Annotated in this window: 28 protein-coding genes and 1 tRNA gene; 23 read left to right on the top strand and 6 right to left on the bottom strand. The window is 54.1% G+C overall.

What is annotated here, in order from left to right; genetic code table 11:
* The first annotated feature begins 198 nt into the window (after nt 1-198).
* From DOLE_RS07155 to DOLE_RS07110, 11 genes are all read left to right on the top strand, one after another.
* Nucleotides 199-1,389: a pyruvate ferredoxin oxidoreductase gene (locus DOLE_RS07155; RefSeq protein WP_012174812.1), complete on the top strand. Its 1,191-nt coding sequence runs from the start codon at nt 199-201 to the stop codon at nt 1,387-1,389.
* Nucleotides 1,390-1,787: 398 nt separating this feature from the next.
* The gene (locus DOLE_RS07150; protein WP_012174811.1) at nt 1,788-2,681 is read left to right on the top strand and encodes a thiamine pyrophosphate-dependent enzyme; all 894 of its coding nucleotides are present in this window, start codon (nt 1,788-1,790) and stop codon (nt 2,679-2,681) included.
* A 34-nt stretch (nt 2,682-2,715) separates the two neighbouring features.
* Nucleotides 2,716-2,792: transfer RNA gene (locus tag DOLE_RS07145), tRNA-Arg, on the top strand.
* A gap of 413 nt (nt 2,793-3,205) precedes the next feature.
* Nucleotides 3,206-3,613 carry a hypothetical protein gene (locus DOLE_RS07140; RefSeq protein ID WP_153304385.1) on the top strand — a complete coding sequence of 136 codons (408 nt, stop codon included), beginning with the start codon at nt 3,206-3,208 and terminating at the stop codon, nt 3,611-3,613.
* 698 nt (nt 3,614-4,311) lie between these two features.
* Entirely contained in the window at nt 4,312-4,527 is a 216-nt protein-coding gene (locus DOLE_RS07130) for a hypothetical protein (RefSeq protein WP_012174810.1), read from the top strand.
* 16 nt (nt 4,528-4,543) lie between these two features.
* The gene (locus DOLE_RS18185; protein WP_153304384.1) at nt 4,544-4,717 is read left to right on the top strand and encodes a hypothetical protein; all 174 of its coding nucleotides are present in this window, start codon (nt 4,544-4,546) and stop codon (nt 4,715-4,717) included.
* 222 nt (nt 4,718-4,939) lie between these two features.
* Nucleotides 4,940-5,395, top strand: coding sequence for a B-box zinc finger protein (locus DOLE_RS07125; RefSeq protein ID WP_153304383.1), 456 nt, complete (start codon nt 4,940-4,942; stop codon nt 5,393-5,395).
* A gap of 106 nt (nt 5,396-5,501) precedes the next feature.
* Nucleotides 5,502-6,830: a hypothetical protein gene (locus DOLE_RS07120; protein WP_153304382.1), complete on the top strand. Its 1,329-nt coding sequence runs from the start codon at nt 5,502-5,504 to the stop codon at nt 6,828-6,830.
* 207 nt (nt 6,831-7,037) lie between these two features.
* Nucleotides 7,038-7,595 (top strand): hypothetical protein, encoded by a 558-nt coding sequence (locus DOLE_RS07115; protein WP_012174807.1) that lies wholly within the window; start codon nt 7,038-7,040, stop codon nt 7,593-7,595.
* A gap of 296 nt (nt 7,596-7,891) precedes the next feature.
* Nucleotides 7,892-8,170 (top strand): type II toxin-antitoxin system RelE/ParE family toxin, encoded by a 279-nt coding sequence (locus DOLE_RS17925; protein ID WP_012174806.1) that lies wholly within the window; start codon nt 7,892-7,894, stop codon nt 8,168-8,170.
* Nucleotides 8,171-8,182: 12 nt separating this feature from the next.
* Entirely contained in the window at nt 8,183-8,494 is a 312-nt protein-coding gene (locus DOLE_RS07110) for a HigA family addiction module antitoxin (protein ID WP_012174805.1), read from the top strand.
* Nucleotides 8,495-8,746: 252 nt separating this feature from the next.
* On the opposite strand, the gene DOLE_RS07105 is transcribed toward DOLE_RS07110, so the two are convergent.
* Nucleotides 8,747-10,099, bottom strand: coding sequence for an ISNCY-like element ISDol1 family transposase (locus DOLE_RS07105; RefSeq protein ID WP_012174089.1), 1,353 nt, complete (start codon nt 10,097-10,099; stop codon nt 8,747-8,749).
* A gap of 162 nt (nt 10,100-10,261) precedes the next feature.
* Here DOLE_RS07105 and DOLE_RS07100 point away from each other — a divergent pair, with 162 nt between their 5' ends.
* The 8 genes from DOLE_RS07100 to DOLE_RS17215 all read left to right on the top strand — a co-directional run bounded on the left by DOLE_RS07100 (nt 10,262) and on the right by DOLE_RS17215 (nt 15,342).
* Nucleotides 10,262-10,615, top strand: a complete 354-nt coding sequence (locus DOLE_RS07100; RefSeq protein WP_041280423.1) for a hypothetical protein — start codon at nt 10,262-10,264, stop codon at nt 10,613-10,615.
* Between the two features lie 250 nt (nt 10,616-10,865).
* Complete coding sequence (locus tag DOLE_RS18180) at nt 10,866-11,366, top strand: hypothetical protein (protein ID WP_012174804.1); 501 nt, start codon at nt 10,866-10,868, stop codon at nt 11,364-11,366.
* A gap of 16 nt (nt 11,367-11,382) precedes the next feature.
* Nucleotides 11,383-12,156 carry a 4Fe-4S double cluster binding domain-containing protein gene (locus DOLE_RS07090; protein ID WP_012174803.1) on the top strand — a complete coding sequence of 258 codons (774 nt, stop codon included), beginning with the start codon at nt 11,383-11,385 and terminating at the stop codon, nt 12,154-12,156.
* Between the two features lie 85 nt (nt 12,157-12,241).
* The gene (locus tag DOLE_RS07085; protein WP_012174802.1) at nt 12,242-12,682 is read left to right on the top strand and encodes a YqaA family protein; all 441 of its coding nucleotides are present in this window, start codon (nt 12,242-12,244) and stop codon (nt 12,680-12,682) included.
* 83 nt (nt 12,683-12,765) lie between these two features.
* Nucleotides 12,766-13,470 carry an AAA family ATPase gene (locus DOLE_RS07080; protein ID WP_012174801.1) on the top strand — a complete coding sequence of 235 codons (705 nt, stop codon included), beginning with the start codon at nt 12,766-12,768 and terminating at the stop codon, nt 13,468-13,470.
* Between the two features lie 15 nt (nt 13,471-13,485).
* Nucleotides 13,486-13,689, top strand: a complete 204-nt coding sequence (locus DOLE_RS07075; protein ID WP_012174800.1) for a hypothetical protein — start codon at nt 13,486-13,488, stop codon at nt 13,687-13,689.
* A gap of 45 nt (nt 13,690-13,734) precedes the next feature.
* The gene (locus DOLE_RS07070; protein WP_012174799.1) at nt 13,735-14,100 is read left to right on the top strand and encodes a sulfite exporter TauE/SafE family protein; all 366 of its coding nucleotides are present in this window, start codon (nt 13,735-13,737) and stop codon (nt 14,098-14,100) included.
* 135 nt (nt 14,101-14,235) lie between these two features.
* Nucleotides 14,236-15,342, top strand: coding sequence for a GGDEF domain-containing protein (locus tag DOLE_RS17215; protein WP_012174798.1), 1,107 nt, complete (start codon nt 14,236-14,238; stop codon nt 15,340-15,342).
* A 30-nt stretch (nt 15,343-15,372) separates the two neighbouring features.
* On the opposite strand, the gene DOLE_RS07060 is transcribed toward DOLE_RS17215, so the two are convergent.
* Both DOLE_RS07060 and DOLE_RS07055 read right to left on the bottom strand, forming a co-directional pair.
* Nucleotides 15,373-16,161: a hypothetical protein gene (locus tag DOLE_RS07060; RefSeq protein ID WP_012174797.1), complete on the bottom strand. Its 789-nt coding sequence runs from the start codon at nt 16,159-16,161 to the stop codon at nt 15,373-15,375.
* Complete coding sequence (locus tag DOLE_RS07055) at nt 16,158-18,122, bottom strand: protein kinase family protein (protein ID WP_012174796.1); 1,965 nt, start codon at nt 18,120-18,122, stop codon at nt 16,158-16,160. The genes DOLE_RS07060 and DOLE_RS07055 overlap by 4 nt, the downstream gene beginning before the upstream one ends.
* 178 nt (nt 18,123-18,300) lie before the next feature.
* Between DOLE_RS07055 and DOLE_RS07050 the strand changes: the two genes are divergently transcribed.
* Nucleotides 18,301-20,133, top strand: coding sequence for an ABC-F family ATP-binding cassette domain-containing protein (locus tag DOLE_RS07050; protein WP_012174795.1), 1,833 nt, complete (start codon nt 18,301-18,303; stop codon nt 20,131-20,133).
* 29 nt (nt 20,134-20,162) lie between these two features.
* Here DOLE_RS07050 and DOLE_RS07045 read toward each other — a convergent pair whose 3' ends face one another.
* Nucleotides 20,163-21,875: a YcaO-like family protein gene (locus DOLE_RS07045; protein WP_041280421.1), complete on the bottom strand. Its 1,713-nt coding sequence runs from the start codon at nt 21,873-21,875 to the stop codon at nt 20,163-20,165.
* Nucleotides 21,857-22,321 (bottom strand): hypothetical protein, encoded by a 465-nt coding sequence (locus DOLE_RS18430; RefSeq protein ID WP_041280420.1) that lies wholly within the window; start codon nt 22,319-22,321, stop codon nt 21,857-21,859. Before DOLE_RS18430 ends, DOLE_RS07045 begins: the two co-directional genes overlap by 19 nt.
* Nucleotides 22,322-22,456: 135 nt before the next feature.
* Here DOLE_RS18430 and DOLE_RS07035 point away from each other — a divergent pair, with 135 nt between their 5' ends.
* The 3 genes from DOLE_RS07035 (at nt 22,457) to DOLE_RS07025 (ending at nt 25,285) form a co-directional block, all read left to right on the top strand.
* A complete protein-coding gene (locus DOLE_RS07035; RefSeq protein WP_041280419.1) occupies nt 22,457-22,885 on the top strand; it encodes a hypothetical protein in 429 nt (142 codons plus the stop codon).
* 199 nt (nt 22,886-23,084) lie between these two features.
* Complete coding sequence (locus DOLE_RS07030) at nt 23,085-23,849, top strand: MCP four helix bundle domain-containing protein (RefSeq protein ID WP_012174792.1); 765 nt, start codon at nt 23,085-23,087, stop codon at nt 23,847-23,849.
* The gene (locus DOLE_RS07025; RefSeq protein WP_012174791.1) at nt 23,846-25,285 is read left to right on the top strand and encodes a TrkH family potassium uptake protein; all 1,440 of its coding nucleotides are present in this window, start codon (nt 23,846-23,848) and stop codon (nt 25,283-25,285) included. The genes DOLE_RS07030 and DOLE_RS07025 overlap by 4 nt, the downstream gene beginning before the upstream one ends.
* Before the next feature lie 5 nt (nt 25,286-25,290).
* Here DOLE_RS07025 and DOLE_RS17210 read toward each other — a convergent pair whose 3' ends face one another.
* On the bottom strand, nt 25,291-26,595 hold the full coding sequence (locus tag DOLE_RS17210) for a tetratricopeptide repeat protein (RefSeq protein WP_052294266.1): 1,305 nt from the start codon (nt 26,593-26,595) through the stop codon (nt 25,291-25,293).
* Nucleotides 26,596-26,635 lie beyond the last annotated feature (40 nt).

Raw genomic sequence — 26,635 nt, 5'->3', positions numbered from 1 at the left:
ATGACGTTTGACCGGCTCGCAATGACGCTTAAAAGAGAATAAAGACAACCCCGTCGCCTTGGAATGGCTTTGTAAAAAGTTCAAGATCAAGGCGCCGCGAATCCCGAGGAATGAGGCGTACTGATTGTACGCCGCAGTGACAAGGGATTTGCGCAACACAGAGATTGGGCTTTTTACGAAGCCATCGAGGAACTGTAAATGCACATCATTGATTCCGGCAACACCGCCGCCGCCACAGGCGTCAAACTGGCCCGGGTACAGGTCATCGCCGCCTATCCCATCACCCCCCAGACCCCGCTGACGGAAAAGCTCTCCGAGTTCGTGGAGTCCGGCGAGATGAAGGCCGAGTACATTCCCGTGGAAAGCGAACACAGCGCCCTGGCCGTGTGCATTGCCGCCTCCAGCACCGGGGCCCGGGCCTTTACCGCCACCAGCGCCAACGGCCTGCTCTACATGCACGAGCAGGTTCACTGGGCCGCCGGCGCCCGGCTGCCCCTGGTCATGTGCGTGGCCAACCGGGGCGTGGGCGCGCCCTGGTCCATCTGGAACGACCACCAGGACACCATGTCCCAGCGGGACACCGGCTGGATCCACCTGCACGCGGCCAACCACCAGCAGATCATCGACACCGTGATCCAGGCCTTCCGCATTGCCGAAACCGTGCGCGTCCCGGTGATGGTCTGTTACGACGGCTACCTGCTCTCCCACACCCACATGCCGTTCGACGTGCCCGATCCGGACCAGGCAGACGCCTTTCTGGCCGGAAGCTCGCCCTCGGCCCTGCTGAACCCGGCCAGGCCCATGAACCTGAACACCGTCACCCTGCCCGACGTGCGGCCCGACGTGCGCGGCGATATGGCCCCTTCCTACATGGAGATCCGCCACGACCTGCACCAGGACATGCGCCGGGCCATCACCGTGGTGGAAGAGACGGACAAGGCCTACCTGGACCGGTTCGGCCGGGGGGGCCATCCCCTTTTTGAAGGCTACCGGTGCGACGATGCCGATTACGTGGCCCTGTGCATGGGTTCGCTTTCCCTTCAGATGCGCAAAGTGGTGGACCTGCTGCGCGATGAAAACATTCGCGCCGGCGTCATGGGCCTGCGGCTTTTCCGGCCCTTTCCCGCCGAACAGCTGGCACAGGCCCTGGGCAACCTCAAAGGCATTGCCGTGTTTGAAAAGGCGATCAGCTACGGGTATGAAGGCCCGCTGGCCAGTGAACTCAAAGCAGCCTTGTACAACGCGCCCACCCGGCCGAAGGTGGGCAACTTTGTCCTGGGCCTGGGCGGCAGAACCATTAAAACCGAAGACCTGCACACGGCCTTCAAGGACTTCTGCCAGACACCCAAAGCCGACGCGCAGCCCACATGGATAGATATTAAAATGTAAGATAACAATATGGTTTCGCCGTTGAAACAATAGCTTCCAGACACGACGCAGGGACATCAACGGCAGGCCCCGCCCATTGCAGCGCCGCCGAGCGCAAATGCTTTTTTCGGAAACAGCGGGCAGGCTGTCTGAGCCCGCCGCAGGCGGCGAGTTCCTGCCCGCGCCGAAAAAAGCGTTTGCGCGAGGGAAGCCACGCCGCAGGCGTGGCAAGCCAGAGGCCAAGCTGCACGGGCATGTTTCTTTTGGTACTTTTCTTTGCGCCAAAGAAAAGTACACGGATAAACAAAGATAAAAAAACGATTTTTAGGAGTACGACGGTACATGGATTTCGATACCGATCCCGATAGCGATAAACAAACGTGTCGCTACCCTATTCAAATGAAAGGAATAATAAATATATGACCAGCACAGTCAACTTACTGGACCTCCCGGAAGAGGAACTGATGCACCCGGGCAACCGGGCCTGCGCCGGTTGCGGCCTCTCCCAGATATACCGCATCGGTCTCAAGGCCCTGGGCCGGGACACCATCTTGGTGGTACCCCCCAGCTGCCTTACCGTTATGCAGGGGCTCTACCCCATTGCCGCCACCCAGCTTCCCTGCCTCAACGTCACCTTTGCCTCAACCGCCGCGGCAGCCACCGGGGTCCGGGCCGCGCTGCGCGCTCTGGACCGGGACAAAACCACGGTGGTGGCCTGGGCCGGCGACGGCGGCACCAGCGACATCGGCATTCAGGCCCTGTCCGGCGCCTGCGAACGGGGCGAAAACCTGATCTATATCTGCTACGACAACGAAGCCTACATGAACACCGGCATTCAGCGCTCCGGCACCACCCCGGCCGGCGCCGTAACCACCACCACACCCATTCACGGCAAGCGCCAGCAGCGCAAGGACGTAGCCTCCATTGTGGCGGCCCACGACATTGCCTACGTGGCCTCCTGCTCCTCGGCTTATCCCCTGGACTTCTACACCAAGCTTGTCAAGGCCAAATCCATGACCGGCACCCGCTATTTCCACGTTCACACCGCCTGCCCGCCGGGCTGGGGATTTGATCCCCGGTACACGGTCAAGGTGGGAAAGCTGGCCGTGGAAACCGGCCTGTTCGAGCTCTACGAGTACGAAAACGGAAAAACAACCCTTACCGGCGCCACCGCAAAACTGGCCGGCAAACAGCGCAAACCCGTGGATCTCTACTTCAAGGCCCAGTCCCGGTTCAAAACCATGCCCGACCGCCAGATCAAAGCCGTGCAACTGGAAATCGACCAGAGATGGGCCAAACGGGAAAATCATTGACATTCCCCTTGCAATCTTTTAATTAAACCAACACGCGCCCGTAGCTCAGCTGGATAGAGTGCCGGACTACGAATCCGTAGGTCGGGGGTTCGAATCCCTCCGGGCGCGCCATTTTTATCTGCAGTTCGCGAATTTTCGCGTTTTTATGCTCGACCGGGGTTGGCTGGAGGGTAAAACCCCGGATTTTCTAAAGGTCCTACCCAGACGGCATGTGCAATTGATCCATCCGCACATGCAGGGAACAGGGCTTTGTGATGCAGGGGCAAAACAATTTCGCCCCGGGGGAGCGGATGCGTAATTTCGGCATAAAAAACAGCACAGATAATTTTTCCCCGTACTTATATAACTTCTATATAATATTGCATATTAAAGCAAAAAGTAACTTCTGCGCCAGCGGCCTTTTTCCCAACAACCAGGTATTATTGCAAAATCCAGAATGAGGCAAAAAACACCCTTTCACGAGAATCGAAGGGCCTTAAGGAAAAAATAGAATCAATATAACCTATGTTATGCAGAATCAATTTATGACTGACACTGCTTCAAAGAGAATTTTTATTATTATCTCATCAATAATATTGATACCTACTCCTGCCATCATACTCTTCAAAGCCCTGCCGGCGATAAGCTTATCTGAAAATTTTTGGGAATATTTCGATCATATTTCCGGCTTATGCCTTTTTGGATTTCTGTGGACTGGTTTCTTTATCTATTTGTTCCTTGGCCCTTGGTTACTCAAAAAATATGGGAAAAGAACTTTTACAGAAAGTTATGTATTATATTATTGGAAAAATTTTGAATCAGAATTAAAAGGCATTGCACCTTCTATTAACGATTCATCCATTAAAAGTACTTTTGCGATATTAAAAATCTGGAAGATAGGGATACTGATAAGTATTATATTGAAATTATTCTCTGTATTTATAAATGCATAACAAGGCAGCCCAAGAAGACATCCAGGGCTAAGGCGTTTTTGAACAACCGGGGATTATTGAACAGTAAACAACTTCAAGGAAGGCGGTGGAAGCCCTGGCTGCTTTTGGCTGCCGACGTTCGCCGAGCGTGCAGCGGACTTCGTCCTTGCGCCCTCGGCGAATTGCCGCAGTTGAGCGACGATAAAATCGCTCCACCGCCTTGTCGCTTCCCGCTGCGCGCTCAGCGAACAAGACGTTGGAGCGGACCCTTTCCCGTCACGAAACTGCATGCATACGGCAATTTCATGCCGGGAAAGCGCCGCTCAACTGCGGCAATTCGGCAACACAAGAAAGGAGCGAAAGACCATGTCATCAGAAAAAATAGGGACCGCAGAGAAAGTAGGGACAGGCGTTGGAGCAGTCGCTGGCACTGGGGCGGGAGTCGGAGGAGGCATTGCAGCTGTATCAGCAGCGGGCACGACTGCAGGTCTGTCCGGACCTGGAATAATCTCCGGTCTCGCAGCGGTTGGAGGAACGGCACTCGGCGGAGTAGCGGTGATTGCGGTTGGGTCAGTTGCGCTCGCTGGGCTTGGTGCGTGGGGTGGATACAAGCTTACAAAATGGCTCAAGAGTTAACTCACAGAACGACGATGGAGCCGAACCAAAGGGTGCAGGCGACGGGCTAAGATGAACCTTCTATTGCAAATAAGGAGGACGGTATGGATAAAGATTATTTTGATTATTTAGAGGAAGCAAGAGAAGAAAGAGAAAGAGAAGAGGAAAGGGATCGCATAGCGCTAGAAGAGGAGGCGGAAAGACAACGCATCGAATATGAAGAAAAATATGCTCAGGAAATAGAGGAGGAAGAGCGAAGACGTGATGAAGAGGAGGCCCAATTAAGATGGGAAGAAGATCAGAGGAGAGAAGAAGAATGAGAAGGAGGTTTTCCACGTGAACATAGAGGAATGGAAACAGATGTTAGCATATACGAAAGATTGGAAAGCATGGCTTGAGAGCATCGATGTGATCCCCGAAGAGGAAATAAGAAGGGAAAAATTTGTTGCACAGATGAACGTTGCCATTAAGAAATGGGAAGAAAAATTGGCAAAAATAAGCGATGAGTAGAACATCTTAATTAAGAGCCCAACCCGTCGTTTCAGTTGACGCCGATACTGCCCGGCGCAACAGAACTCATCGTTCGCCGAGCGTGCAGCGGACTTCGTCCTTGCGCCCTCGGCGAATTGCCGCAGTTGAGCGACGATAAAATCGCTCCACCGCCTTGTCGCTTCCCGCTGCGCGCTCAGCGAACAAGACGTTGGAGCGGACCCTTTCCCGTCACGAAACTGCATGCATACGGCAATTTCATGCCGGGAAAGCGCCGCTCAACTGCGGCAATTAGATATAAGGACAAAAATAATGAGATGTAGAAATCATAATGAACGTCAAGCAAATGCGATATGTGTTAATTGCGGAATTGCTTTATGTAATGATTGCAGCGACCAGTTGGAAAACGGAAAAATTGTATGTTCTGAAAACTGTAAAAAATCCGTCACCAATTCGGACATGGCTATCGATCTAATCCGAATGAAAATATTAAAACAAAATAAAGTTGCAAGTGTCGCATATTTTATTCTTGGGGGCCTTTTTATACTCTTTACACCGTTAGCGTACCTTGATGGGGTGTGGCAGGTATCAATTTTCTTATTTGCAATGGGAATTGGAATGATCGTAGCAGGGTTCTTAACAAGAAAGGTGGGGAAGTCCTCATTCGAAGCTGAAAATGATATAAAAAAATATATCTAACAAGTCGCTCTAGAAACGACGCGCCAAAAACCGCGCACGTCTAAGCTCGAACGTTCGCCGAGCGCGCAGCGGACTTCGTCCTTGCGCCCTCGGCGAATTGCCGCAGTTGAGCGACGATAAAATCGCTCCACCGCCTTGTCGCTTCCCGCTACGCGCTCAGCGAACAAGACGTTGGAGCGGACCCTTTCCCGTCACGAAACTGCATGCATACGGCAATTTTATGCCGGGAAAGCACCGCTCACCTGCGGCAATTAGCGAGCATGAATTCTGTAAAACACAGATGGGGCATTTGATTATGCGCAGAAGTATAATAGCAAAAACTCTTCTTGCTAGACGGTTATATCAAATTTCACTTGAAAACTTGAGCTCAGACAATGAGCTTTCGCTTTCTATAGGGGTTATTCTGTTGCAGGATTCTGTTGAAAATTTCCTTCTTGCCGTCGCTGAATATTTGAATGCCGATGTTGGCAACAATACTAATTTTAATAAATATTTCGATTTAATAAACAAAAAGATTCATCCCAAAGAACTTCCTTTTCGGTTCCGACTAAACTCATTAAATAAGCTTAGAGTTAACGCTAAGCATTATGGTTTATCTCCATCTAAGTCTGAAACAATTGGGCTTACAGAAACTGTTAAAGAATTTTTCGAAGAAGTTTCTGTTCAAGTTTTTAAAAAAGAATTCGTATCTATTAGTCTGACAGATTTAATCAATGACGGGGAGACTAAAGAATATTTAAAAACCGCAGAAAATAATTTTTTGAGTAACGAATATGCAAATGTCCTTATTAATTGCAGGAAAGCCATATATGTAGAAATTGAAACCTACTATGATGTAAGTCCTTACGAGGATAAAACTGAAAGGAAAGGATTTGGCTTGATGCTCATGGGGCATAAGGCACCTTTTTTTGCTCAGAATAAAAAATATATAGATGAACACGTTAAAGAACCAACTGATTATATAGTATATGACCATGATAAGTTGGATATGGATCTTTTGAGATCAGGAATGAGCCGATTAGATTATTGGAATGTCTGGAGACTTACTCCCGCAGTTTATCGTAAGGATAAAGAATCAAATTGGATTGTTAAAGATGATTTTCGAAAACTTGATGATGAAGGCATAAAAGATAGAGCTGAATATGTTTTGGATTCTACAATCAATTTGATTTTAACGAAACACTTAGATTTAAAGCGCTCAAAAACGCCAAATTACAGACAATATTATGTCAATTTAAAAAATGAAAAGGCTCAAATATACGAGAAAGCTGACAAAAACAGCAAGGTAATAGGGACAGTGCCAGAAGGTATTACAAAACTGTTTGTTGATTCAAAAACACCTTCCTTAAATGGCAATGATATATTTTGGCATATTAGCCACCTTGAAGATGATTTGCACCTATATGGATATCTTGACAAAAAAGATATTGAATAGTCGCTAACAACGGCATTAAGAGCGACGGCAAAAAGCCGCCGCGCCTTATGCCAAACGTTCGCCGAGCGCGCAGCGGACTTCGTCCTTGCGCCCTCGGCGAATTGCCGCAGTTGAGCGACGATAAAATCGCTCCACCGCCTTGTCGCTTCCCGCTGCGCGCTCAGAGAACAAGACGTTGGAGCGGACCCTTTCCCGTCACGAAACTGCATGCATACGGCAATTTCATGCCGGGAAAGCACCGCTCAACTGCGGCAATTCGAAAGGAAAGAGATGAAGAAAACCTTGCTCGGTTGCCTCGGTGCAGCGTTAGTGATCCTGGCTGTCGGTGGCGCAATGATTTGGTTCTGGCTGTTCCGCGAACTGCCGGTTCTCGACGCTACGCTATCATTGCCCAACGAGGCCCAAGTGGACTCGGCCATATCCATGGTAGTCACAGCAACCAACAGGCACAGCAAGTCCATTACCCTCGACAGTATTGATATCGACGATTCCTTTCTAGCCGGATTTCAGGTCATCAGTATCAACCCGAAGCCAACGGACACCACGCACATACCCATCATCAATCAGCGTAGCTGGGATTTTGGAACTGTGATCCAGCCGAACGAATCCCTTCCCGTCACGTTTCGCCTGAAACCAGTGACGGAAGGACACTTCTCGGGGGACGTGGATGTCTGCAATCCAAACCAGGATTTCAAAACACTCTTGGCCGATGTCGTGGTGAAGAAGGAACTTTCGAACCAAGCAATCGACAGCGATAAGAAATAGCCGCGCTTCGCACGGCTATTTCTTGCGCATCATTGCAGACGTTCGCCGAGCGCGCAGCGGACTTCGTCCTTGCGCCCTCGGCGAATTGCCGCAGTTAAGCGACGATAAAATCGCTCCACCGCCTTGTCGCTTCCCGCTGCGCGCTCAGCGAACAAGACGTTGGAGCGGACCCTTTCCCGTCACGAAACTGCATGCATACGGCAATTTCATGCCGGGAAAGCGCCGCTCAACTGCGGCAATTGGGCTACAATAAATTATGCTTGACGTTAATCACGCCACGCGTTATTATGTGATACATGATTATATCATTCAAATGCGAATATACTGAGGCGCTATCACAAGGCTACCGAGTCAAAAGGTTCGCAAACATCGCTAAAGTTGCCCGACGCAAAATTCGCCAGCTCGAAATCGCGAATCAACTCGATGATTTGAAGGCACCACCCGGAAATCGTCTCGAAGCACTAAAGGGTGATCGTGCCGGTCAATACAGCATCCGCATAAACGATAAGTTTCGAATATGCTTTAATTGGACAAATGCGGGGGCAGAAAATGTGGAAATCGTAGATTACCACTAAGGAGAACCTATTATGAAAAAACTCGATCCCATCACACCGGGCGAACTTTTATTGGAAGAATTTCTTAAACCTATGGGGCTTAGCCAGTATCGCCTGGCCAAAGAAATTGATGTTCCCCCCCAACGTATAAGTGAGATCGTTTCCAATAAACGTTCGGTCTCAGCTGATACCGATTTGCGGTTGTGTCGATTCTTCGGTCTGTCGAACGGTTATTGGTTACGTGCCCAAGTTGCATATGATACGGAAGTCGCTGAACGAACTCTTGGTCCATTGCTTAATAAAATCAAACCGTGGGCTGAATCTGTAGCCCAGCAACGGCATTAAGACGACGGCAAAAAGCCGCCGCGCCTTATGCCGGCTCGTTAGGCGGAGCCGCTGTTGCACTTGTTTCTTAGCTAGTGTCCATCCATAAATTGTCGATTTTGGGTCTTTAATCTGGCACATTTATGAGCAAAATTTTATCACCCCTTATTTTTTGGGGATAAAAAATTATTGAGCAAACAAAATACCACAAAATATCAGTTTTGGGGAACAGCTATCCCCATGACTTATCAAAATCGTTATGTCGGGGTCCGGTTATGCCAGTTGTTTTCTGGCAACGGTCAGCAAATTTGCCGACACGATCGTTGCCCAGACATAGCTTTTAAAGGACGGCAGGCCTTTCCACATGCAGCGGTTGAAGCCGAAGGTCCGTTTGAGCCAGGATATCCCGGCCTCGATGCCCGCACGGAAGCGGCGTAACTGTTTATAAACATAATGGCTGCGACACATATCCAATTCAGACAACCCGCGTTTTTTGGCAAAGCATACGTCTTTGATCTTTTTCTCTTTGGCTTTGGCCAGGTTGTCTTTGGAGGCAAATCCGCCATCAAGGGCGGCTTTCAGCGGGTAACGATTATAAATCTGATGCTGGCGATCCAGCATGGTCTCTGTCAGTGTGGTATCGGCCGGGTTGCCTTCAACAATAAGGCAATCAAGGATCAGATTTGATTTGCCGCCGGTCAGACAGACTTTATGTCCGTAATAGGTGTCCCGGCGGTCTTTGACAATGATGTCCGTATGCGGTTCAAACAAAGAGACGATTTTTTCTGACGACGGAACCTGCTGGTCCTGGAAGACGCGCAGCTCGGTCTGACGGATCACCTGATCGGTCAGGCGCACAAAGCTCTGCAGTTCAATGGCCAATGCCGTTCTGGAAGGATGGGCCACGGATTGCTCCAGCGCTTTTACGGCTGACCTGGCATAGGAGACGCACTGGCGGGTTTTTTTGACAAGGTCTTTGTAAAGGGGCTTTCGGGCTTTTGCGTCACGGGTGTATTGAATCGCCAGCATTCGTTTTTTTGCGATCCGCCGGTGGTCATGGAACAAAAGCCTTTGCTTCCCGGTCTCTTGTTGGGCGCGTTCCAATAACCGGGTAATAGCCCGGACGGCGTCCCACAGAAGGACAGAATCACTCGGCTTATGGATATTGCTTTCAACAACCGTGCAATCAATACGCACCTGACGGCCTTTTTCAATCCCGGCTTCTTCGGCATGCGCCAGCACCTCCTTGTTGATCAACTGCCAGGTCTCGGCGGACAGGGCTTTGATGTTTTTATGAAGCGTGGATTTTTTAAACCCTTCGTCGGTAATGCCGATTCGACAGAAGCGCCGGATGCTCATGGAATCGACCAAATGAAAGGCCAGTTCTTCGTATGTAAAGCCGAACAGGACCTTTACAATGGCGGCTCGTATCACCTGCTCGGCAGTCATGCCCTGGGCGCCACCTGGCGAGCCGGATGTCGCTTGACTGGGAAGGTCTTGCAAGACGATTTCGTAAATGGTAGATTTGCTGTCAAGCAACTGACTGATGGCTTCGAGTTCTCTGGCTTGCGGATGATCAATTTCTTGAGGCATGAAGGTCATTTGTTTTTGCCATTTTTTGCGCATTTTGTATTGGGCTCCTTTTTGTTTTCTGTAGTTATATTGAAAGCTTGGATAACTTTTATATACTACAGCAAGACAAAAAATACCAGTACAAAATGCGCTTTTTTTATTCTTTACAAGTAGTTATATCTGTGGATGGACACTAGCTAGGTTGGAGGGGAATCTATGTACAAGAAGAGGCTTTGGGTGTGTGTACTCGGAGGTGTGATTTCCGCTGTCGTCTGCCTGGTCGGCCGTCAAGTTATCTTCGGCTTTCCACAGGTAACCCTGGAGAGTGTTGCTGCAACGGTTGCGAACCGCTTGCTCCTTGGTTTTGCGATAGGATTCAGTGGTTGGAGGATTCACCATCTGCTTCATGGGGGTATACTCGGATTGATCTTCTCTCTCTCGGTCTCCATTGGCTTCTTGCCAAGCAACCTGTTAGGATTTTTCCTGTACACTATTGCCGGTGTTCTGTATGGGATCTTTATCGAGTGGTTCTCAACGGATGTTTTCAAAGCACCAATGAAAGCCACTTGATCGTTTTTTCATCCAGGCTCCGCCTAATGTTGTAATAGATCTCAGACTTTTTTTGAAAACACAAACTGTCATGAACGATTTGACGCATTTTGTGCCAATTTTATGTCGAAAAATTTCACCCTTCGGGCGAGTCCCCTTGGCCGCAGCTGATGTGTTGCGGGACATTCGCGGTAGATTGACTACAGCTTCATGTCCCGCGCCTTGCATCTGCAGTCAAATCAACTCGTGAAATATCCGGGTTAGGCAATACATGATGTCCAGATTCAATGACAACATGGTTCTTTTGGATGCCTTTGCTACAGAATTTTTAGTCTGCTGTCCAAAATGCCGGCAGAAAGCACGAGTGGCTGCGGCCCCTGAAAAAGAATGGGTCATCAGGCTTACGTGCAACAATTGTGGCAACTTGCAGGAATGGAAGTGCACTCAACCCGGAACAAGAATGTGGGCTCAAAATCCTGAGCTTTACGAAAAAGGCGTAATCTCAATTGGCTCCTCTGTTGACTGGTGTTTTCATTTACCCCTTTGGTTAAGAATTCAGTGTTGTGGCCATGAGTTATGGGCATACAACGATGCGCATCTGGAATGGCTGGAAAAGTATGTTGGCGCAAGACTGCGGGAACGCACAAAAGATGACGAAAGTGGTTGGCGCAATCAGAGTTTAGCCAGCAGGCTACCAAAATGGATAAAGCAGGCAAAACATAGAGAAGGGATTCTCAATGCAATCAGGAAGCTTCGGGAAGATGCCGCCTAGCCCGCCTGGCAACCGTATGATTGAAACCGCCCTGGAAAACGGGGCAACGCTTGCCGGCATAGCAAGCATGGAAGCGCTTAAAATATCGGCGTCGCATACGATATATACTAAAATGGGAGATTATGCGGGAGTCGGTACGGTTAAAGAGGACGCGCTTCCGGATAACCAATTGTTCACCTGGCCGGATTCTGTAAAATCTGTACTCGTTGTCGGCCTTTCACATCCGGAAGACAAGCCGGAGCTTGATTGGTGGGATGGAAGGGGTACACCGGGAAACCGGATGCTGATTGATATCATACAACGGACAAGCCAGCAGATTGAAAACAGGCTGAAAGTAAAAACCCGTAAGCTTCATTATTATGTTGAAAAAGGGGGAATTTTTCTCAAAGATGCGGCGGTGCTTGCCGGGTTTGGATGTATCGGAAAGAATAATATGCTTATAACGCCTTCAGATGGTCCCAGAATCCGACTCAGGGCGTTATTCCTGGATGCTGAAATACACCCCACCGGCCCCATCGCCTTTGATCCCTGTGCCGGCTGCAAAGTTTATTGCAGAAGCGTTTGCCCTGAAAATGCCATGGGTGAGAAAGCTGCCGTTTTCGAGTCACTTGAATTTTCTGATCCTTTACCGGGAAGAGATGGTACTTACAATAGAGATCTGTGTAATGTGAGAATGGAAAAGGATGTTGCCGAAAGCGCTGAAAACGACTACGGCAAACAGCCTGCGATAAAATATTGTAGAAAGTGTGAGTTTGTATGCCCGGCAGGGAAAAAACCGGGAAGTCAATAACCGGAGCTGTATAGCACCCGTTCAGAACAGACAGCTTCTCCCCCGCCTTATGTGTTGAACCGCTCATCTCGGGCAGTAAGCATAAATGGAATACTTCTCAGAACTGGGATATATGGGTCTTTTCATCGCTGCATTCCTGGCAGCGACAGTTCTGCCATTAAGCTCAGAAATTGTTTTAAGCGCTTTACTGCTGACCGGTTTATCTCCCCCTGCACTCGTAATCACCGCCACAACAGGGAACGTGCTGGGTTCCCTTACGAACTATGCGCTGGGGTATTGGGTCAGCCTGGTTGTGATAAAAAAATGGTTGCGGATGTCAGAAGATGATTTCGTGCGGGCAGAGCAACGCTTTATCAAATACGGCATGTTTTCCTTATGTTTTGCCTGGGTTCCCATCATTGGTGATCCATTAACCGTTATGGCGGGGGTTTTACGGGTTCGCCTGCGATGGTTTCTTATTTTGGTTGCCGCGGGTAAGTTTTTTCGGTATGTCGTAATCAGCTATATGGTACTGAACGTCTATTGAGCTGACCCACCGCTTAACAGGGCAAAGGCAGCCAACCGCTGAGCCGCATATTGCAGACGGCCTGAAGAGAGTCAAGAACCACCATGAACCATCACATCACCCGTGTTACACTGCACCATGAAACGTACCCGTCTGATTGTCACTACCCCTTCTCACTGCCGATCTTCCGGCAGACCCGGCAAATCCGGTTCGAATCCCCGGTAACGTTTTTCGTGGGCGAGAACGGCACGGGAAAGTCCACCCTGCTGGAGGCACTGGCCCTTGCGGGGGGCATTCATATCTGGCGCAACTGTGAAGGCGCGCGCTACCAAGTCAACCCCTATGAAACGCAATTACACAGATATATCTCCCTGGAGTGGGCAAATGGAAAAGTGCCGGGATCGTATTTCGGTTCAGAAATTTTTAACGACTTTAGAAGAACCGTAGACAACTGGGCGGCCGCAGACCCCGGGCAACTGAAATATTTTGGCGGCAAATCGTTGATTACACAATCCCACGGCCAGTCCATGATGGCCTATTTTGACGCCTGCTATAAAAGAAAGGGCGTCCACTTTCTGGATGAACCGGAAACCGCCCTGTCGCCTAAAAGTCAGCTCGCACTGCTGAACATTCTTCGCAAAAACGGCAAAGCGGGCCATGCCCAGTTTATCATAGCCACACACTCCCCGATTCTGCTGGCCTGTGAAAATGCGTCGATCTACAGTTTTGACCGCAGCCCGGTAAGCATCATCGCATACCGGGAAACCGAGCATTACAAAATATACAAAAATTTTCTTCTCGAGCGATAAGAAAGCGGGTTCATATTGAATACAGCGACACTGCTCTGGGGGCTGCTTTTCAGTTCCATCGGGCTTGGCCTCTTTCTCTATGGAAAGCGGAAACAGGCCATTGTTCCCATCGTCTGCGGCGTGGCCCTGATGGTGTTTCCCTATTTTGTCTCAAACACGCTGGCGCTGGTGGTCATCGGCATCGTGCTGGTGGCTGCTGCGTTTTTTGTCAGGATCTAATCCTGAATTGGTTCATCTCCCGATTAAAAGAAAGGGCACGATTATATGACTGCTTATCTCGGCATGGCCGGCATGGCCCTGTTCGGCGTTCTGGTGGGCATCGGCGCCTCTTTTTCCGGCCTGGGCGGCGGGTTTCTGATGATACCGTTCCTGCTGTTTGCGGGCTACGCGGCCCAGAAGGCGGTGGGCACTTCGTTTGTGGCCATCATGGTGATCTCCATCTCCGCCCTCTTTGCCCACAACAAGCTTGCCAACGTGGACTACCGGGCCGGCATTCTGCTGGGCATCGGCGGCGTTCTCGGCGCCCAGATAGGGGCCCGGCTGGTGGAACATGTCTCCACTGATATGTTTCGAAAAATCTTTGCCGTGATTCTTGTGGGGCTGGCCGTCTACATGTTTTTTAAAAAATAGTGTGGGGGCTAACTGTTTAAAAATGTTGCGTTTTCAAGTTTACTGATTGCAAAAACCCGCCAGATGGGCTATGCTGTAATAACTTACCCGGATATTTCATGAGCGGAACGGGCCAACACCCAAGCGGCATGCCTGATGACGGGAAAAGACTACAACCTCACCGACTCGTTTTTCATCCGTACCCTTCTGCGAATCGGCAGCCCGTCGCTGCTGGCGCCGGACGAGCGACGCAAGCGGGTGTCAGCCGTTTTTGTGGTGCTGGTGAGTATCCTGATCACCTCCACCTTCTCCGTTTACCATCTTTTCTCCGGCCACTACCAGGTGGTAGCCATGGACAGCCTGGGTTTTGTCGTGGCCCTGTACGGACTGCGGTATCTTCGACGACACGAAAACGGCGATTCCATCTACCTGGGGATCGGCTTCGGCGTTTTCGTGCTGTGCAGCACCACGACCATTATCGGCCGAACCGAAATATCCTATTTCTTCTGGTCCTTCATGCTGCCGCCCGTTCTCTTTTCCATTCTGGGAGACCGGAGGGGGATGATTGCGAGCCTCTTTTTTTTCTGCCTGAGCCTGATCCTGATGACCCTGCCCGAAACCGTTCTTCCTTCACCGCCCTACTCCACCCATATCGTGGCCCGCTACAGCGTCATCTACGTGGTCCTCACCCTCTCCGTTTACTATTACGAAACCTCCCATCAAATGCTGATCCGGTATATTCAGCGGGAAAAGGACCGGTTTGAAAGCGCGTCCAAGCGCGATCCCCTCACCGGCCTGGCCAACCGCAGGGACATCTCCGAACGGATGGAAAACGAGCGAGAGCGGCAGGCCCGGTCCGGCAGACCCTTTGCCCTGATTCTCGGCGACATCGACAACTTCAAACAGTTAAACGACACCCATGGCCATGACTGCGGCGATGATGTGCTCAAACGGGTGGCAGGACTGATGAAAAACCAGGTCCGTGGCATAGACTGTCCCTCCCGGTGGGGCGGTGAGGAGTTTCTCATCCTGCTGGTGGAGAGCGACCGGGAAGGAGCTTACACGGTTGCCGGGCGCATTCGCGAAAAGATCCAAAACACGGATTTCACCTTCAAAAAAGAGAAGATGGCCGTTACCATGACCTTTGGCCTGAGCGTGTTCAACGGCGGGGACGATACGGTTGAAAAATGCATCAAGCGGGCCGACCAGGCCCTTTATGACGGCAAGCACCAGGGGAAGAACAGGGTAGTAGTTGCCGACTGACGCTGGTTCGTGCCCGGCATGAAAAACTGATCAGGACCGTACAATCTGCTCTGACACCTCAACCAGGGCCGGGGTTTCAAGGCTGTTTTGGCGGGCCATGGCCAAGACCCGGTCCAGCCGGTCTTCGGCCACCCGGCCCCGGCAGGTGTGGTCCGGCACCCGTGTCAGAATATCCCCCAGAAAAGTTTTCATGGCGTTCCGGTCCACGGCCCGGCCTGAAACATGGGCCAGCACCGTCAGCACATCGTCTGCCACGGCCAGAGCAACATCTCTGTGCCTGGCCCATAACTCACCTGTGGTGCCGCCTGTGACAAGCCCGGCGATATTGATGGTGAGCACGTAGAGGTTCTTTTTGATCAGTTCGGTGGTCAGGGCCGCGCTATCCGGCAGCACGTCGCAGGGAATATCAACGGTATTCAGCGCTGTTTTTACAAGCCCGGCGTGCGGGCCGTAGACCCGGGTGGGCTGAAAAACATGCACCCCCCTGCCCTTTTTCTTTTCAAACCACACGGCCATGGACGTGGGATTGGCGATGCCCGCCGTTTCCCACACACCGGGCAGCAGCTCGTTCTGCAGCAGGCCCAGCCGGTTTTGCCACGGTTCCGGCACCCGGGCCAGGGTTTGGGAAAGCACGTTTTCGGGTACGGCCAGCAGTACAAAATCAGGGTTGGGGCAGGCTGCGGCCGCGTCGGCCATGGCCATTTGCGCCGTCACCGGGTAGACCGGGCGGCCGGCGCCCAGAAAAGCCCTGGCAAACACACCGCCCATCTGGCCGATGCCCACGATCACAACGGGTTTTGAATAAGCAGAAGCGGTCATGACGTCTTCTCCGCTGCCGGGGCCCCGGATGTTCCCGCGGCCCGGTCCCGTATAATCGTTTCCGGGTACATGAAGACGGCGGCCCGATAAAAAAGCAGGTGCAGCACCTCAAGTACTGAAAGAACCGGATTGATCTGTTTCAACCGCTCCTGAAGCGCCTGGTTTGCCTCCATTCTTCCCTTGAGCCGGCAAATCGATTCCAGCATGCCCAAAGATGCCTGATCCACACCCGGCACGGCGCCGGCTTTGGCCGCGAAACGCTCCACCTGGGCCGCGCTGCTGCTGTAAAGCACCTCCTGGTTGGTGCTGTTTTTAAACAATACCTGCCGCTGAATCAGGTCGTCGATCATAGCATCGGCCCGCTTGTTTTCCATTTCAAGCTCGTGAACAAACATCGCTGCCACCGACTCTGACAGGGGCACGCCGATGGCACTCAGGTCCGCCCGGCGGGCCACGATGCCGGCTTCAAACTCGGCCAGGGCGCTTTCCCAAAAAAACCGGCTTACCTGGGCCACGATATGGGCGCCGGACCGGCCGGCCTTGCTTGCCTCGGCGATCTTCTTCGGCAGGGCCAGAAACACCCGGGCGGTTTTCGCAAACAGCTGGGAGCCGGTGAGAATGCCGTATATCAGGCCTGCCATGGCATACCAGTCCTGAAGGTACAGGGCGCGGTCCAGGTCCTTATAAACAACCGCAATCAGCTTGTTGGCAAAAAGGTTAAGGGGTGTGGCATAGGGCGGGGTTCCGCCCAGCATGGGCTGGGCCACCGGCTCCCCGGCTTCGGGTTTAAAAACCACGGCAGTCTCAAAATCGATCAGCCCGATGGCAAACTGGGCCGGGTCGGCCAGAAACACGGGAAACCGGGCCTGGTCACCGGCCACCAGCAGGTTGTCCGGCTTGATGTCCCGAATGGCCACGCCTTTTTCCTTCAGCCATGCCAAGGCTTCCAGAAGGTTTGCCGTGACAGCGGCCATGTAAAGGAGCAGCTTGGAGGCGGATGACCGCCGCAGGTGGTTGCGGACCATCTCAAGGTAATCATTGATCACCTGCCGGTTCTCTTCCACTGTCGCGGCCAGCAGCGCCGTCAGTTTCTCCTGCTCCGGGGTGGCCAACTCTTCCGTGGTTTTGACCGGCGGCATGCCGGCGATATGGCGGAAGAACCAGTGCCGGGGCAAGTCATGCCGGCCCGACAACGCGGCCGCGGACTGGCCCAAAGCGCGGCGGACCCGGCTCTCAAATCCGTCCAGCACCTCCTTTAACTCAATTCCCAGGCCCATCTGGTCCATACCGTACCGGCCCTCAAACCGGTCCATGGCGTCTAAAATCGATACGTCAGCGGTGATCTCCTGTTGCATCTTCTTGTCCTGGCCGTGGAACAGGGCCACCACCTCGGGCAGAAACATGTGCTGGGCCAGATCCATAAAAAAGGCGAACTTACCGTCAATCTTCAAAAACACCTGGTTTTCGGTGCTGTAACGCAGCCACTCATAATAAATGTTTTCCCGCTGTTCCCCCTGGATTTCGTGGTCCCTGGGAAACTTGTGCACCCGGGAGAGGATGGCCGATACGCCGGGAATCAGGCAGGGCCGGGGCGCAAGGATACGGGCGATCCGCTTGTCCCGTTCGATATGAGCAAGGTAGGTCTCAAAATCCTTGATCGGCGAAGGCGGCACCTTGATCACCAGCTGCTTGTCGAAGATCGCGAAAAAACAGCTGCTCTTGCTGCCGGTGTCTTCGGCGATACGACCCAGGGTGAGGCGGCGGGAGACCCACTCCCCGCGCTGCTCTACCCGCAGGTCATAGGTGAAGAGTTTGGGGTTGGGTGGATAGGGGCCCACGGGAACAATTTCCGACGGGGAGTCCTGGGAAAGGCCCAGGTGAATCTTGTAAAGCTTCAAAAAATAGGCGGTCAGGCTCTCAACTGTGGTGCCGGCCGTCTTTTTGTCGTTCGAATCGGTCATGCGCCCTCGGCAGGATCGATGTTACACGCCGGATGTGCCCTGCGTTTTGGCCCATGGTAGCACAACGGCGCCATTTGGCAAGCCTTCCGCGCCATATTTACATTAACCGGTGACGGTGGTATGGTCGTTTGGCCCGATACGGCCAGGTCACGACAACACGCGCAAACAACCGGACATCATGATAAAAGCGGTCAATATTTCAAAATCATTCGGTGCCGAAATCCTTTTCGACGATATCAGCTTTGATATCAACAAAGGAGAACGGGTGGGGCTGGTGGGCAGAAACGGCCACGGCAAAACCACCCTGCTGCGCATCATCGCCGGCAGTGAGGCGCCGGACAGCGGCGCCGTGGCCGCGCCCAAGGGATATCGCGTCGGCTATGTGACTCAGCATATCCATTTTTCAAAACCCACGATCATCGAAGAGGCCTGTACCGGCCTGCCCCGCCAGTTTATCCACGACACCTGGCGGGCCGAAAAAATCCTGTCCGGCCTGGGATTTTCCAAAACCGACATGGACCGGCATCCGGCCGACTTTTCCGGCGGCTTTCAGGTGCGGCTCAACCTGGCCAAGGTGATCTGCTCCGAGCCGGACCTGCTGCTGCTCGACGAGCCCACCAACTACCTTGACATCGTCTCCATCCGCTGGCTCTCGGGTTTCCTGCGCCAGTGGTCCGGCGAGGTCCTGCTGATCACCCATGACCGGTCCTTCATGGACGGCGTGATCACCCACACCCTGGGCATTCACCGCAAGCGCGTTCGCAAAATGTCCGGCGCCACGGACAAATACTACGACCAGATTTTCAAAGAAGAGGAGATTCACGAAAAGACCCGGGTCAATGAGGCCAAAAAACGCAAGGAGGCTGAGCTGTTCATCTCCCGGTTCCGGGCCAAGGCAAGGCTTGCCGGACTGGTTCAGTCCCGTATTAAGGCACTGGAAAAACAGGAGGTCAAGGATCCGTTAGAAAAGCTCAAGAACCTGGACTTTTCCTTCAACCACGCGCCCACGCCCGCAAAGGTCCTGCTTCAGGCGGAAAGCCTTTCTTTTGCCTATGCCGGGGGGCAGCCCCTGGTCGACGGCCTGAGTTTTGCCGTCAATAAAACCGATCGCATCTGCGTGATCGGCAAAAACGGACGGGGCAAGACCACGCTGCTGCGGCTGATCGCCGGGGAGCTGGCATCCGCCCGGGGCCGAATCACCGCTCACCCGTCCACAAAAACCGGGTATTTTGCCCAGACCAACAAGATGGACCTCAACGACGCGCTCACCGTGGAAGAGGAGATCATGAACGCGGGATGCAAGCGGCAGCAGGCCAGAAACATCTGCGGCCTGATGATGTTCGAAGGCGACCATGCCCTAAAGCCCATCGGCGTGCTTTCCGGTGGTGAAAAAAGCCGGGTCCTTTTGGGCAGAATCCTGGCGGCCCCCTCCAACCTGCTGCTGCTGGACGAGCCCACCAACCACCTGGACATGGAGTCGTGCGAGGCCTTTCTGGAAGCGGTTGAAGAATTTCCCGGCGCGGTGATCATCGTCACCCACAACGAGATGTTTCTCCACTCCCTGGCCAACCGGCTCATCGTCTTCCAGGCCGGCGGGGCCGAGCTGTTTGAAGGCACCTACCAGGATTTTCTAGACCGGGTGGGATGGAAGGAGGAGACACCACGATCCGGGGGACGAAAACCGGAACGGCCAAATGAAGAGGGCCTGTCCAAAAAAGATCTTCGCAAAAAGAAGGCTGATCTCCTGGCACAGCGAGCCGCCGTCATCACCCCCATCAGAAAACGCATGGCCGCCGTGGAAAAAACAATTGAAAAAGACGAGGCCGCCATTGGACGTCTGAACGCCGATATGGTGGCCGCCTCCCATACCGGGGACCGGGAAGCCATTGCCCGGCTCTCCAAGGCCTATCACGACACCTCGGAAAAGGTGAGCCGGCTCTACGAGGAGCTGGAAGCCCTGACCACCGACCTGGAGAAAAAGAGCCGGGAACTCGGCATTCAGGATGCCTGAACTCCCTGCCAACAGGGAGACGGTCTGTTTTAAGAATCATACACGGACAGGTAATTCTGATACAGCTCCGGATGAACCCGAGAGTAGTCATCAAAGTCCCCCAGCACCTCCATGCCCGGCACAACGGCCTTGACCACCGGCAGGCCGATGTCCGCGCGGGTCAGGTCAACGTAGCAGGGTTGAAAGCTGTTTTGTAAAAACAGCGTCTCCAGCAGCGCCAGGTCCGAGGCTGCGTCACCCGTGGAATAGTCGGGCAGGTTCTCATACCCCACCAGGGTCAGGCCGGGCGGCACGGGTTGCGTGGGCGGTGATTTGGGAAACGGGCAGGTGGTCTCCGTGATGGCGGAGACAATGGCTCGCCGGGCATCCAAGTGGGCCGCCGCGCCGGTATGGATTTGCCCGCCTTTTTCCTTCACAAAGCAGCGGCAGCAGGGAATCCCGTTTTTCGGGGTAATGTCCTGAAACCAGAGGTTCACGCCGGCCTGGTGGTAAGCCTCAAGAAGCCCGGCCATCCGGGGCTCCCGGGATACCAGATGAAAACAGGTGGACCGGTCATAGGGCACGGTGGCGGCCTGGTGGCGTTCGACAATCTCCAACAGGGCCGAGACTTTTGCCTGGGCCAGGGTGTTGCCCGATGCCAGGCCGGTGGAGCCAAGCCCGGAAAACAGGGACGGCTCATCCAGGTTGCAGAACAGAAACAGACATTGGGCCGGTATCCATATGGACCGGCGGGGGTCGCCGTCGCCCCCCGGTGCCGGGGTTTCACCCTGCACCCAGTGCAGGCCCTGGTCCGGGTATGACACCTCCAGGGCCAGGTCCGCCGGATTCATGACCGCCGCCTCGCCGGCCGCCAGTTCACTGAAGGGCGCGTAACGCAAGGGATATGAATACCGAAAATTTTCCAGCCCGTTGGCCGAGACCGAGGCAAAGGCCGAGCAGCGCTCCACGATCTCCATCATCAGCGAGGCCCGGGCCGCGTTCAGGGTCAGCCCCCGTCCGTAGCTGGTCTGCTCACCGGAAAGAGACAATTGGTTGCGCCTGTTTTCAATATGGGTGGCAAATCGCCAGCTCCGCAACAGGCCGATGGGGCTCAGGCTGGACTCGTGGCGCATGAGCCGGCCCAGTTCAACCCCGGCCTTTTTCAGGCGGTCTTCGGCCGTGTCGGCTGTCTGTTCGGGAGAGACCGCCGGTGTGGCTGCCACCCCTTTTCCGGTCATGGCTTGCGCCAGTCCGGCAAGAGTGGCCGCTGTCCGCGCCGGGGCCTTGTCGAACGTCAACAGGGGCAGGTCTGTTTGATCCGGTGATGCCAGCGGCTGATGCGCCTGCATGTTATTTCGAAAAAAAGCGATCCACCGGCCATGAAGCGCCTGGTCCGGCTCCAAAAAAGAGCGCAGATAGATCAAGGGCGTATGCCGGCACAGTTCGCGAATATCTTCCGCGGTAAACCGTTTTTCCAGATGCTCCCGCCCTCTGGTTAAAAAAAGATATTCCGCCGCAAGGGCCCGGCATACCGGATCACTGCCTGCCTTACATCGGTTGAGGAACTGCCGCAGCCTGTCCTTTGGCAGTCTGCCGACCAGGGTCAACACGTGCTGGTGCAAAAAATCATCCATGGGACGCAACCTGAGCAGGGCGAGGCACTCTTCCAGGGCCAGCGCCTCATTCGGCCGGGTCACAAAAAAGCCGGTCTGCAGCCGGGTCGATTCCCTGGTTAAGGTATAGGTTATTTTTCTGTTTTCCAAAACGAGGCCTTCTTTAACCCGTCGATTTGCGCCGTGCCGGGAGAAAGACAATATGCGATGGCCAGCAGGATGATGCCTGCGGCGGCTGCCGGCCAGGGGGTGGCGGCATGGGCCTTGATGGCCACTGTGGTGGTCACCCAGAGAGAGATGCCGTTCCAGATAATACCGAGCAGTGGAACAGACCGGTGGGCCCATTGTGCCCCGTTTCGAAACGGGATCAGCAGAAGGATCAGGCAGGCAACACCGGCCACAAAAAAGCCGGCTGCCGTCATCTTGATCAGCGCCTGCAGCAGCACCTGGACACCGGCGCTCAGTTCTTCAAAGTCCATGCCGATGGCCTGCCGGTGATACGGCATAATGGTGGGACAGGCCATGTAAACGAGGCCGAACCCGATCCATGCCAGTGCGTTTCCCAGATAAATAACAAAGGCGATTTTTTCTTTCATGACAGGCTCCCTGTTTACCCCACAATGGTCAACACTCAAAAATAATTGCTCTTTTTTGAATATTATGCTTTCTATACCCATCAGAAACCAGAATTCCGGGTGAAGAATGCAACGACTTGTCAATAACGGATGATCATGAACAGACACCCCAGTCATTATGACGGTAAGATCAGGCCGGTCAAGGATTTTGTGACCATAGAGGGCAAGTACCGCCCCTACATGCTGGACAGCACGTTTTCACAGATCGTGTGCCACTGCGACAACAGCCTGTTTGAGATTTTTCTGTCAGCATACCCGGAAGTAACGTGTGTCTGCCCGTTGTGCGGCGAAGCATACCTGGTTTATGATGTTTCCTGTTACCCGGCGGCAACCGGCTATGAGCCGGAAAGAGGACAATTCAATAAATGGATTTCAAAGACCGGCCGGGAGCTGTTTCAGGTGATCGCCTGCTGGCTTTACCCGGATGATCCGGACCACCGGGACGAGGTTGACTGGTTTGTTCTGATCACCTTTGATCCGGATACAAACGAATACGCCGAGATTGTCAATTATGAGTCCATGTAGGGCCGAATATTTCATGCAATGTCAGGGCCGGGAAACTGAGAATTTCCGGCCGCTGAACCAGGCTGAACTGGAAAGAAAGCGTTAGCTTGACATCCCGAGTACCGAAGTTTATAGTCTGCCAGTTTTAACAGCGGGGCGCCGGCCCGTTCCTCTCTTTGCCCCTTTTCCCAAACCATGAAACCAACACCAGGAGCATGCCATGAACCTTCGATTCAAGATCCTTTCCGGGTTCCTGATCCTGGCGGTGATGTTGTCCGCCGCCGGAGCCGCATCCATCTACGAACTCAACCGGATCGGCCATTCGGTCAAGGGCCTGCTGGAAGAAAACTACAGGAGCATTGTCGCGGCAAAAGAGATGATCGAGGCCCTGGAACGGCAGGACAGCGGCGTGCTGATGCTGATGTCGGGCAACTGGGAGGCCGGCCGCGCCACCCTGGAGGAAGGGGACAGGGCCTTTGCGCAGGCCTTTGGCACGGCAAAAAGCAACATCACCATCACCGGTGAAGCCGAGGTGGTGGATGCCATTGAAACAGCATACGCGGAATTTCAAACCCTGTGGCGCCGGCCTATTGTGGACACCCACCGCCAGGGCAATATCACCTGGTATTTCGACCGGGCCCACCCCGCCTTTCTGAAAACCAAGACGGCGGCCAACCAGTTGATGACGCTGAATGACACCACCCTGTACGAAACCGCGTCCGCTCTTCAGGACCGGGCGCGTCGGGCCATCATGCCCGGCATCATCGCCATTGCATCGGCCCTGGCCTTTGCCCTGATTTTTAATTTTTTCATCAACCTGTATGTCATCGCCCCCATTCGCCGGCTCACCGACTCGGTCAAGGCCTTCATGTATCACGGCGAGCCCCTGGCGGTACGGGCCGAAGGCCGGGACGAATTGTTCAAGCTCACCGAGGCGATCCGGGAATTGACCATTCACCCCCATAAAAACGGCACAGCATCATGAGAGCCCAGGTTATTCTGCGATATGTCGGTTTTGTGCTGCTGTTCAATGCCACCTTTCTGCTGATATCGGCGCTTTTCTCCCTGGCCGGCGGCGACAGCGCCCTTTCCCCGCTGCTGTTTTCCACCGTTGTCTGCGCCCTTTTCGGGCTCTTTCCCCTGTTGTTTGTGCCCGCCACCACGGACATCTCCAACCGGGAAGGGCTTTTTATCGTGGTGTGCAGCTGGCTGGCGTCGTGCCTGGTAGGCACATTGCCCTACCTGCTGTGGGGCGGCGGATTTACCTTTACCAACGCATGGTTTGAAAGCGTGTCCGGGTTCACCACCACCGGCGCCACCATTCTTGCCAATGTCGAGGGTCTGGCGCCGGGCCTGCTGTTCTGGCGGGCCGCCACCCACTGGATGGGCGGTGTGGGCATCATCATCTTTGTCCTGGCGGTGATACCCTCCATGGGGGCCGCCTCCATGGTCCTTTACCGCAGCGAAGTGTCGCCTCTGGTCAAGGAGAGCTTTCACTACCGTACCAAAAAGACCCTGACCATACTGCTCTACGTCTATATCGGGCTCACCGCCGCGGAAACCCTTCTGCTGATGATTGAAGGCATGAGCCTGTTTGACGCCGTAACCCACGCCTTTTCCACCATTGCCACCGGCGGGTTTTCCACAAAAAATGCCAGCATCGCCCATTTTGCCAGCCCGGGAATGGAGACAACGATCATTCTGTTCATGGTGCTGTCCGGCGTCCATTTCGGCCTGCTCTATCAGGCGGTGACCGGCAACCCCAAAGACCTTTTTCAATCCACGGTTTTCCGGTACTACATGATCGCCATCCTGGTGGGTGTGGTGCTGGTTACCATCAACATCCACGGCCCCGTCTATGGACAGTGGGTCGACGCCTTACGCTACGCCGCCTTCCAGGTGGTTTCCATCGGCACCTCCACCGGGTTTGCCAATGCCGACAGCAGCGTGTGGCCCCCGTTCGCCCAGCTGGCCATCCTGTTTTTCACCTTGCAGTGTGCCTGTTCCGGGTCCACATCCGGGGGCATCAAGGCGGACCGGATCGTTCTTCTCTGGAAGGCGGCGGCCCGCCGCCTGGTGCGGCTGCGTCACCCCAAGTCGGTAGTGGTGGTCAAGGTCAACCAGGCTGCCGTAGATGACGAGGTGGTGGAAACCGCCCTGACCTATATCCTGATCTACCTGGGGGTCCTGCTGGTCTCCACCCTTGCGATTACCGGGTTCGGAGTGGATATCATGACTGCATTCTCAGGCGCGGCCGCCGCCATGGGGAACGTGGGGCCGGGGTTTGGAACCGTTGGATCCATGGGGAACTACAGCCATCTACCCGACCTGGTAAAATGGATATTGACGGCCGATATGCTGGTGGGCCGGCTGGAGATATTCGGCCTGATCCTCTTTGTCACGATTCATCGCTGGCGCTGAGCCGGTTACCGCCCCCACTGCCAGGCCGGCGGGTCTTGCGGAATGGCATTCAGAATCTCCAGAAACGCCCCTTCTCCCGGGAAAAGCCCCAGGGCCTCCTGGCAGATGGACCGGGCCGCGTCAAAGTCCTGCCGGTTGTAGGCGTCCACCGCGTGGTTGTAAAAGGCGGCCTTCAGGCCCTCTGAAACGGCGGCGCTGCCGGGCAGCATCTGCCGGGCCGCCAGAAACACCCGGACAACGCCGCCGGTGTCGGACCGGGTCCGAAAGGTGTCGGCCCACAACCCATAATAATAAAGGATATTGTTGTCCAGCACGGGGTTTTCGGGATAAAGCTGCAAGGCAGTCCACAGGGTCTGAACAGCACCGTTAAAATCCCCGGAACCTGCCTGCTGTTCGGCCATCTGGTTGTAGTACTGCACTTCAAGATCGTCAAAAGGGGCTCTGCCCAGGGCCTTGCCCTGCTGAATAAGGAGATAGGCCGGTTCCAGCCGTTCCTGCCCCAGGGCCGACACCGCCAGGTTGTTCAGGCAGGCGGCCAGATTGTCGGCAAACAGACCGTTTTCCGGGTCAAAAAGACAGACCTTGGCAAACCGGGGCAGGCAGCCGGTCTCCCCCTGGCCCACCGCCAGCGTGGACATATCCAGGGTGTTGACATAAAGCAGGGCCATCAGGCCGTAAAGCGGCACAGTCTTTGTCGTCTCGTAGACCGTCTCCGGCACCGTCACCTGGCGGACCCCGCCCTCAATGGCTTCTTCTTCCACCCGGCCCGGCTCAAACCCGTACCGGTTGGTGGTTTCCACCACGATTTGCCGGTCCCCGTCGGCCAGAAGGCAGAAGGTGTGGCCCGGCGCCAGCACGCCGGACACGGACAGGCCCAGGTCTTTTGCCAGCAGGCAATACAGAATGGTGGACGAGAGGCAGTTGAACGCTCCCTTGTCCAGCAGGTCGCCGGCCAGATTGGAGGTTTCTGAATAGGTCCGCAGCACATTATCATGGAGCCAGAACAGCAGGGTTTTTCCCCGGTCGTAGGGGGCCGCGTTCCGGTCCACGCCGGCCAGGGCACGGCTGCGAATGGCCCGTATTCGTGGCCGGTACCGGGAAAACGCGCGGGGGTCCACGATGCCCGAAGCGATCAGAAACGCGTCGTAATCGTCATACCCGCTCAATCCGCCGTCGGCCAGGTCTTCAAAAAAGGTCCGCTCCAGCGGGGTGAAGATATCCATGGCCAGGCAGACCGGCCGAATGTCGCCGGCGTAAACCGGCCCGGCCAGAAACAGCAGCACCGCCGCCACGGCATACACAGCCGCCATGCGGCAACGCCCACTCCCTGTCCGCCCATTCCGTCTTATC

It is taken from the genome of Desulfosudis oleivorans Hxd3 (assembly GCF_000018405.1).
Lineage (GTDB): Bacteria > Desulfobacterota > Desulfobacteria > Desulfobacterales > Desulfosudaceae > Desulfosudis > Desulfosudis oleivorans.
The sequence above is the reverse complement of the archived record's forward strand: the minus strand, read 5'-3'. Positions and strand labels throughout refer to the sequence as shown.